At 58.7% G+C, this 9,256-nt stretch carries 4 protein-coding genes; all 4 read left to right on the forward strand.

The window, feature by feature from the left end; genetic code table 11:
• Window positions 1–1,191: CHAT domain-containing protein (locus K2Z83_RS27130; RefSeq protein WP_220598297.1), on the forward strand; the 1,191-nt coding region annotated here is incomplete at its 5' end.
• A 15-nt stretch (window positions 1,192–1,206) separates the two neighbouring features.
• Window positions 1,207–3,777 carry a response regulator gene (locus K2Z83_RS30285; RefSeq protein WP_220598298.1) on the forward strand — a complete coding sequence of 857 codons (2,571 nt, stop codon included), beginning with the start codon at window positions 1,207–1,209 and terminating at the stop codon, window positions 3,775–3,777.
• Window positions 3,778–3,789: 12 nt separating this feature from the next.
• Window positions 3,790–6,153 carry a sigma 54-interacting transcriptional regulator gene (locus K2Z83_RS27140; protein ID WP_220598299.1) on the forward strand — a complete coding sequence of 788 codons (2,364 nt, stop codon included), beginning with the start codon at window positions 3,790–3,792 and terminating at the stop codon, window positions 6,151–6,153.
• Window positions 6,154–6,827: 674 nt separating this feature from the next.
• Entirely contained in the window at window positions 6,828–9,248 is a 2,421-nt protein-coding gene (locus tag K2Z83_RS27145; RefSeq protein WP_220598300.1) for a CHAT domain-containing protein, read from the forward strand.
• Window positions 9,249–9,256 lie beyond the last annotated feature (8 nt).

A 9,256-nucleotide genomic window follows, 5' to 3' on the forward strand; every position in this document is an offset into this window, starting at 1 on the left:
GCTGATTCGGCCCTTCTGAAACCTTGTCTAAGCACGAGCAACATAGCCGTGCGATGGGAGTCTGATACGCTTGGCGTGCGTCACAGCACTTTTTCTCCACCCTATTCCGCTGAAGATCTCCCTCTGGTCATCAAGGCTCTGGATCAGCTTCAACAGCTCTCTTGTGGTTTCTCGTCTGCTGAGGTAGAGCGGCTGGCTGCGCTTGGCATTCCCGTATGCAACGGTCTGATAGTAGACACTGCCCACCAGACCGTCGGCAGAACGCTTCACCGCGCACTCACAAGCGACCCTGCCGGAGCCATTGCCCTCCAGATCGCCCGCGAAATGGCCTCTAGTACGGGCGTCCCCCTTAGCTTGCGCCTCCGCTTCCCCCCCAATGCGACCGCTCTCGCTGCGCTGCCCTGGGAGTTGCTCTGGGGCGATGAGCCGACGCCGCTGCTGCTTAGCCGGGGACAGCTGGCCCCATGTACCCGGCATATTGATCTGAGCGCGGCGATCCCTCCCACGCGCTCGATCACGACCCCACTGCGCATCCTGCCGATCACCCCTCACGCCGGCATAGCTGCGGCAGACCGCCAAGCCGAGCAGGAGGCTCGCAACAAAACCTGGCAGCCCCTGATTGATCAGGGCGATGTGATTATGCTTGCCGAGGTGAGCCCGGCCACACCCAGGGCAATTGTTGATGCGATTCAGGCTGGCCCGCCACCTGACATCATCCACTATGTCGGCCATGGGGCCTACCGCAATGGTCAGGGCTACCTGATCCTTGATCAGCCCACCGGCGGCTGGAACCCCACCCCGGTGAGTCGGCTACTGCCGCTCTTTGGCGGGGTGTGCCTGGTGGTGCTGGCGACATGTCAGGGGGCAATGGTCGGGGCCGATCCGGATCAGGCTCAGCCGAGCCTCTTGAGCGGGGTGGCTCCAGCCTTAAGCGCGGCAGGCGTACCAATGGTGGTGGGGATGCAGCTTACAATACGTATGGCCGCACTTAATCGAGCTACGGCAGTGATCTACCGGGCGCTAGCTCAGGGCAAGAGTATCCAGGATGCGGTGAGCACCGCCCGCCAGGCGCTCTATGTCGAGGAGCCGGACGGGGCCTCGTGGTATGTTCCAGTGGTCTATATTCGTTCGCGTGAGACCGGGCCAGCCTACCTGATACCGCCGGGCAACGGCACGCGAGGGAGAATGTGATGCAAGGGGAAGCCAGTGAGGAAAGAGCGCATCCTAATCGTTGAGGGCCAGCCCGACATCTCAAGTCTGCTTAAGATTTACTTTACAGCTCAAGGCTACGAGGTTTTCACCGCGATGCGCGGCCAAATAGCCCTAGAGATCTGTAACAAGACACCACCGAACCTGGCGCTGCTTGACGTGAACCTGCCAGATATGGAGGGCTATGATATCGGGAAGGCCCTGCGGGCGAGCCCGCGAACCCGCCATATCCCGATCATCTTCCTGACCGCCCGTGGTGAGCGACGCGACCGGCTGATCGGCCTTGGCGAGGTGATGGCTCAATACTATATCATCAAGCCCTTCGATATTGAAGAAGTACACACGATTGTCAGAAATTTGCTGAAGGATGCGCAGCGTAAATCGCAGATGCACCCGGCCACGAGTCTCCCGACTACGGGGCTGATTGATGAGGCGATTCGCGATCTGCTCTATTCTATGGATTGGGCCGTCGCCGGACTGCATATCAACGGCTTCGAGGCCTTTATGCAATCATATGGCTCAGTGCCCAGCGAGGATGTGCTGACGTTTACGGCCCTGCTGCTTACTGAGATCTGCAATGATGTTAGCGGCAGCATGTATTTCATTGGCCAGCTAGGTGTCGGCCCCGACTTCGTGATCATCTCCTCGCTCGGGCAAATCACGGCCATCTGCGAGCGCCTGATCATTCGCTTCGATGAAGAGGTTGGATTGCACTATAACTATAAGCATCGCAAGCAGCGATTTATCGAAGTGCCTGATGATGCGGGCAACCTGTGCCAATACCCGCTGATGTCGCTCTCGGGCGGCGTTATCTCCTGGGAGGACGGTCCATTCTGCGATACCCGCGAGATCCGCGACGCTGTGGATGCGGTGACCAGCGTCTGTAGGTACGAGTGTAAATCGCTCAGCGGAACGATCCGTAGCCGCTACCTGCTCTCCGGCTACCTGCGCTCCTCCCAAAAGAACCCGCTGCTGGGACGATATAGCGCCCTTGCCGAGATTGTCGGCAGCGCCGATCACGATCTGGCGCTGCTCTACCTCAGCATCACCGGTGGGGAACGACAGACCCGCGAACTCTTTCAGAGTCACTCACTGAGCATTCCCCACGCCATAAGGGTGCTGCCGGTTGGGCGTGGGGATGTGCTTGCCGCCGTACCGATAACGTATGTCGATCAGATCGAGGAAGATCTGTTCAACGCATTCGAGACCCACCCTCTAGTAGTCACGGCCACTGAGCCGCCCCCACGTATGACGGTTGCCTGGGCGCATGTCTCCGATACCTCGCCTGGCAAGCTACTGGAAGCTGTCGCACAAAACCTGATCGACCGCTATCGCTCACAGGGAATCGTGGTTAAGAGTGAGCCGCCCTTGCTCCAGATCCAACCTGGTCGCTTCGGACTCTATGATCGCTACTGTAGCGAATTAGCTCAGGTTGGAAAACTACGGAATGAGATCGAACAGAACACAGGCGAGGTGGCGATCCGTAAGGTGATCCGCCAGCTTACCGCGATTATCGACCACGATCTGCGCAACGGTCTACGTGCCCTGAGCGAGACGTTTGACGTTGCGCTCGATGATCAGACACTCATTGAAGACGAGCGCAAGCATATTGATGCGATGCAGCAAGCAATTCAAGGCTGTCGTGCAGTGCAACAACACATCAACGCGCTCGGCGAGAATACGGCTCCCGTGTCGGTAATGGCCGCAAAGGAATCGGAAATCACAACGATCCTACCACTTGAAGATCTGCAAGCTGCCCTCCAGTCAGTTATCGACGAGCGCGCTGATCTGAGCCAGAAGTTGCGGGGCAGCTCAGATGCGCGGATCATGCGGGCGGCAACCGAAACACTGACACCGCTGGTGAGCCAGCTAATGGAGCGCATTGATGAGATCCGCCGCTGGGCTATTCAAATCCAGCAGCCCGCGCAACCCCTACCCAATGCGAGCACCGATCTGCCGCACTCGGAGGTCGGCTGGCGCCAGAAGATCCGCCGCTCGGTGCTCTACTGCTACCTACTCACGCGCAATCTGGTGCTGACGCTGGAGGGCGAGCGACTTCCCGATGCCCTGATTAGCATCAATGACGTGATCGATCAGGTACTCGACATGCTGGCCGCCAGCAGCCAGCATCTCCAGATGGTGCGCCACCTCGGTTCCGATCTGCCGACGGTGAAGATGGCCGTAATCGAGATGCAGCAGGTGCTCATGAATCTGATCCGCAACGCCATTGACGCGACCGAGTCGGGCGAGATCGAGGTGACAAGCGCACGTGTCCAGAGCAAGGTTGTTGTGCAGATACGCGATACGGGGTGTGGTATTCCACAGAAAAACGCCTTCGCGATCTTCCTGCTGAACTTTAGTACAAAAGTTTCGGGCTCTGTCTCAGGCGTTGGCCTCTATGCCGTAAAGTCTCTGATCGAGCGCGCCGGTGGTGCGGTCTTTGTATCCAGCGCCTGTCAAGCAGAGGCAAACCAAATTGAGAACTGGCAGCAAGGCACTGTGCTGCTTAACCTGCCGGCCTGGGATGCGCCCGGAACTATATTTCAGATCAGTCTGCCTTGTGCATAAGGAGCCAGCCCTGTGGAAACGCTCGGGACGATCCTGGTGGTTGATGACGACGCCTTTGATAATACGAGCTACTGTACGATCTTGCGCCAGGAAGGCTACCAGGTCTACAGCGCGCGAAGTATCAAGGAGGCGGCTACGCTGATCGAGCGGGTTCACTTTGATGCGGCCCTGGTTGATATGCTTCTGGTGATGCACGAGCAGGGCCAGGCCCGCTTTGGCGGGCTGGTGGTGATCAAGCAGCTCAAGGCCCGCGATGCGACCACCCAGGTGATCACAGTTACGGCATTCACCAACCATATGGTCGCTGCCGAAGCCATGCTCGCCGGCGCGATGGGCTTTATTGAGAAGGAGGCCGGCTATAAAGCTCGACTTCCCATGCAGGTTCAGATGGCAGTGCTGCGCGCGCGTGAGGAGCGGGAGACGATGGCGGTAGCGCCCCTTGCAGTGGAGCGTGATGCCTTAGCCACGCCGGTTCACTTGATTGCCAACAGCGCGGCAATGCAGGCGGCCCTCGCCCGCGCCCAGGCGCTGGCACCGCTTGAGCTTCCCGTGCTGATTTCTGGCGAGCCGGGGGTGGGTAAGGAGCTGATTGCGAACATCATCCATAGCAACAGCCCCTTTCGTGCAGGCCCTTTTATGACGCTGTCGTGTCTGCGCATCAGCGCAACGCTAGTCGAGCTCTGGGGAGACGCGCTGAACCCTGACGCTGGGCTATGTGCCCGCGCTGACGGCGGAACCCTGATGCTTGAGGAAATCGATAAGCTCCCGTTTGGCCAGCAGATGCAGCTAGCCGCCCTGGTGAAGGAACACGCGTACCAGCGACCAGGCACGCCGGGACGGATTTCGGTGAATCTGCGCTTTGTGTTTACCACAACCGCAAGCCTGAAGCGGCTGGAGCAATTGGAGCGACAAGGCCGATTCCACAAGGATCTCCTAGCGCTGTTGAAAGAAACGCTGCTGATTGTTCCGTCGCTCCGTGATCGCCGTGATGCCGATGATGTGCTCGCCATTGCGGGCCACATGCTCCAGCGCTATGGGTTAGCGACGAATATCTCACCGGAGGCGCTAGAGCTGCTGGCCGCCCACGATTATGCCCAGGGCAACCTCAAGGAGCTTGAGGAGATTCTGCGCGAGGCGGCCAGCCATACTGCGGGCGGGGTCATCGAGGCAGCACATCTGCCTGAGGTGCTGCGAACACACAGCGCAAACACAGCGACGAAAAGAATCGACACCTCGGATAACCGTGTCCACCTTACCGTGCGCTTCGCGCCTGGTGATCCGCCACTCCTGCTCTGGGACTCGTTCAGCGGCGGCACAGCCAACTCATACTTACAGTTGCCCTTTACCCGAAGTGATCTTTCCCTGATCGTGCATGCGATTGAGGCAGTGCAGCAGCAGCGCATGGGGCGTGCTACTTCGGACATATTCAGCGCAGATGAGCAATCACGTCTCGTTCAGTACGGGCTGTGGTTCGATGACAAGATCGCGAGCCGGGCCGATGAGCGGCTGGGCCGTATGCTGTTCAATGCCCTCTTTGCTGAGCCAGTCGCACGGACAACACTTGATGTCGCGCAGGGCATTGCGATGGAGCGTTCGCTGCCTCTGACCCTCACCTTGCGTTTTAGCGAGGGGGCCGCCGATCTGGCCGCACTGCCGTGGGAGTTGCTCTGGTCCGAGCGGCAGCCGTTGCTTCTTGGGCAGCGTGGGCTTGATACATCCTGCCTGCGCTACCTAGAGCTACCTGAGGCACTACCACCAGCCCCAACTACAGATCGAAAACTACAGCTGCTCTTCGTGTGTCCGCGATCTAGCCTTAAGGATGAGGATTCCGCTGTAGAGGAAGGAGCTCGCCAACAAGCACTCCAGCCCCTCACCGATAGCGGCGTTGTCGTTGAGGAGCTGTATCCAGCGCGGCTGAGTAAGCTGACTGACCGGCTCCAAGATCGGCAACCAGTAGATATTCTGCACTTCTATGGCCATAGTTTTTGGAGAGATGACAAAGCATACCTACAGTTCGAAGATCGCGCGCTCAATGCACGTCAGGCGGCCACACTTCTCGCTTCTATCCCTGTGATCGTCTTGAACACAAGCCGAAAGGGGCACATACACACCTCCGATCTTGTCACTAGCATTGCATCAATGCTTAGCATGGCCGGAGTTGTTACCGTCATTGTGATGCAGTTTTCGCTTGACTCAGAGGCAGCCGCACGCTTCTCCGAGATCTTTTATCGCGGGCTTGCGGGTGGTGAGACGATCCAGCAGGCAGTCACCAATGCACGTCAGGCCCTCTATGTCGAGTACGATGATGGCGGCTATTGGTATAGCCCTGCGGTGTATCTGCGGTCGCGCTGTTCGCATCCACTCGTTATCACATAACGACGCGCAGCTTCCGCTTGATTTACAATTCGCGTCCGTTGGCCGCTCATTGGCGTTGGGCAACGATGGAAGATCCCAGTCGCCAGACGGCGGTTCCTGATCCTAGCAGTTTGTCGGAGAGAACCATGAATAGCGCATCACAAAGGCAAATTCAATATTTTGGCTTATAGCTCTGTAACGCCCTAAACTCCACACTCTCCGACAGACTGCTAGGGTCAATACTCAAGTTCAAGATCGAAGGCCTCAGTATCGCGCATCACCTATCCCTGGCATGGGTGGGCCGCCCGGCGAAGTGTGCAGAAACCTGATCACCCGCATGATACATGCACGGGCGTAAACTGCATAGCACAAACGCTGCCAAATCGGATTGCAGCCCCAGCCTCAGCCATCTGATCACCCCCCACTTCTTGGCCCACTGGCGGAATCCGCCAGTGGACGAAGGATGGCACAATCGCCTACCATCGACGCGAATGTCCAGCGGATGACTGCCTGTGACGAAATCGTTGGAGCAGCATGCGCAGCTGGTTGAGGAATGCCTGCCGGCTGCGGCTAGAGCGATGCCCTCGACTATGAGGAATAGATGCTGTCGGTAGCGAAAAACGGAAGTACCCCTTGCTCCGTCGCCTTCTACCTGCTATGATTACCGTACATCCTGCACCTGATCAGCATGCGCTATGCCACATACCACCATTACACTCCACATCCACCGCCTCCCTGATGCCAGTCTCGTCGCAGATGCCGAGCTGACCAGCGTCGCCAGCGCCGCTCCGGCACAGTTGGCCACGAATGCACCTGTCGTTCTCGACGCAGAGGCGCTGCTGGGGTGCAGTAATGACCCCGTCACCTATGGGACGGCGCTGGCCGCCCAGCTTTTCGCCGCCCAGCCGCTGCGTGAGGCATGGCTCAAGGCGCGGGCCTACGCAGCCGCCGGTGATCTCCAGTTGCGCCTGCGCCTCGACGCGACCGCCCCCGATCTCCACGCCCTGCGCTGGGAGACACTGCGCGACCCAGAGAACGGCCAGCCCATCGCCCTGTACGAGCACGTGCGCCTCGTCCGTACCCTCGACACCCCCAACCTGACGCCCGTCGCCATCCCGCCCCGGCCTGACCTGCACGCCCTGGTGGTAGTCTCAAACCCTAGCAATTTGCGCGACTACAATCTTGCTGAGGTCGATGTGGACGGCGAGATTGGTCGCGCCCGCACCGCCTTGGGTGATATCCCCACGACGATTTTGGGCGATCACCCCGATGCAGCGGGCCGGGCGACACTGACAAACCTTGCGGCACAATTGCGCAACGCCCCGCCGATCATGCTCCTGGTGGCACATGGCGGCCAATCCCTGCTCTGGCTGGAGCATGACGACGGCATGGCCAACCCAGTGGCTAGCGCAGATGTGGTCGTTACCGTCGAGCGTCTCGTCGCCCGCCCATTGCTGCTGGCCCTGCTCAGCTGCCAGAGCGCCGGACGCGGCTATGGTGATACGCTGAGCGCCCTTGGCCCTGGCCTGGCCCGCATCGGCGTCCCAGCCGTGCTCGGTTTCCAAGGCAATGTGGCCATGAGCACAGTAAGGACGTTCCTGCCTATAATGATCAGCGAGCTGCGCCGCGACGGGCAGATTGACCGGGCGCTCGCTGCTGCCCGCGCCGCCCTCGGCGAGCAGAATCCCTGGTGGCAGGCGGTGCTCTGGCTCAGGACGGACGGGCGGCTGTGGCAGGAGCTAGAGGAACCAGCCCTCAATAGAGGTCTTGCTCTACTACAGGCTATGCCCCTCGATACCATCCCCAACCAAGCCCCGTTGCCGCCTAGCCCGCTTATGCCATTGCCCCGCAACTCACTCTTTGTCGGACGTAAGGCCGATCTGCATGCTCTAGCTCAAGCACTGAAGGGTCAGGAAACCATCGCCATAGGCCATTCCGTTGCCGTCACTGGTATGGGTGGAATCGGCAAGACTAACCTTGCCAGCGAGTTTGTCCATCGCTACGGACAGTTCTTCGCCGGTGGTGTCTATTGGATTTCCTTCACAGATCCTGCTACCATTCCCTTCCAAGTGGCTGCCTGCGGTGACACTCTTGGAATCACTAGCTCCACTGATCTTAAGTTAGATGAGTTGGTACGACAGGTACAGACAGCATGGCAACTGCCAATCCCTCGCCTACTCATTTTTGACAACTGCGACGATATTACGCCCGGACAGTCCGAGGCCCTACTGCAACAGTGGCGACCAACAGCTGGCGGCTGTCGGGTGCTGGTCACGAGCCAACATGCTACATGGAGTAAGAGTCTAAATATCACAGCTATGCCCCTCAACGTGCTGTCCCGTGCTGAGAGTGTTTCTCTCCTGCGTGGAGACCGACGCGACTTGGCTGAGGATAATTCAGATCTCGACGCTATTGCCGAAGAGTTAGGCGACCTACCGCTCGCGTTACATCTAGCTGGCAGCTTCCTAGACACTTACCGTGACAGCCCGGTCTTTGGCGACCCGGCTAGATTTTTGGTCGAGCTACGCAATGTTAGACTACTCGACCACGATGCGCTCAAAGGGATCGATGTCACGCTCTCGGCTACTAAGCATGAGCAGCATGTAGCTCGTACATTCGTACTCAGTTATGCACGGTTGGATGCCACCGACCCAAACGATGCGCAGGCTATTACGCTATTGGCGCGAGCCGCCTGCTTTGCGCCGGGCAAACCAATCCCACGATCACTGCTGCTGGCCACACTGGATCTAACCGAGGATGACCAGACTGCACAGCGCCACTCCGAGCGGGGGCTTCGTCGCCTAATAGATCTGGGGCTGCTAGAGCCAGCAGATAATGGTATGCTACGACTGCATCGCCTACTGGCCATCTTTGTACATAGTGTAGCGATGAATGAACAAGCACAGGCAGCAACGGAAGCGACAGTGCTGGCTCAGGCTAAACGTGACAATGACGAAGATAACCCGCTCATTCTTGAATCGCTTGGCCCACATCTACGCTTTATCGCTGCCCAGGCTTTCGCACGTACGGATATGCTGGCGGCATCGCTATGTTATGAGGCAGACAGGTATTTGGTAGTGGCTCAATTTAGAATGGCAGCACGCTCGCGATTGTAACGACCAAG

Source organism: Oscillochloris sp. ZM17-4 (genome assembly GCF_019599295.1).
Lineage (GTDB): Bacteria > Chloroflexota > Chloroflexia > Chloroflexales > Chloroflexaceae > Oscillochloris.

Excerpts from the sequence above, each read along its gene's own strand:
- K2Z83_RS27145 (WP_220598300.1), top strand. The coding sequence starts at position 6,828 with ATGCCACATACCACCATTACACTCCACATCCACCGCCTCCCTGATGCC.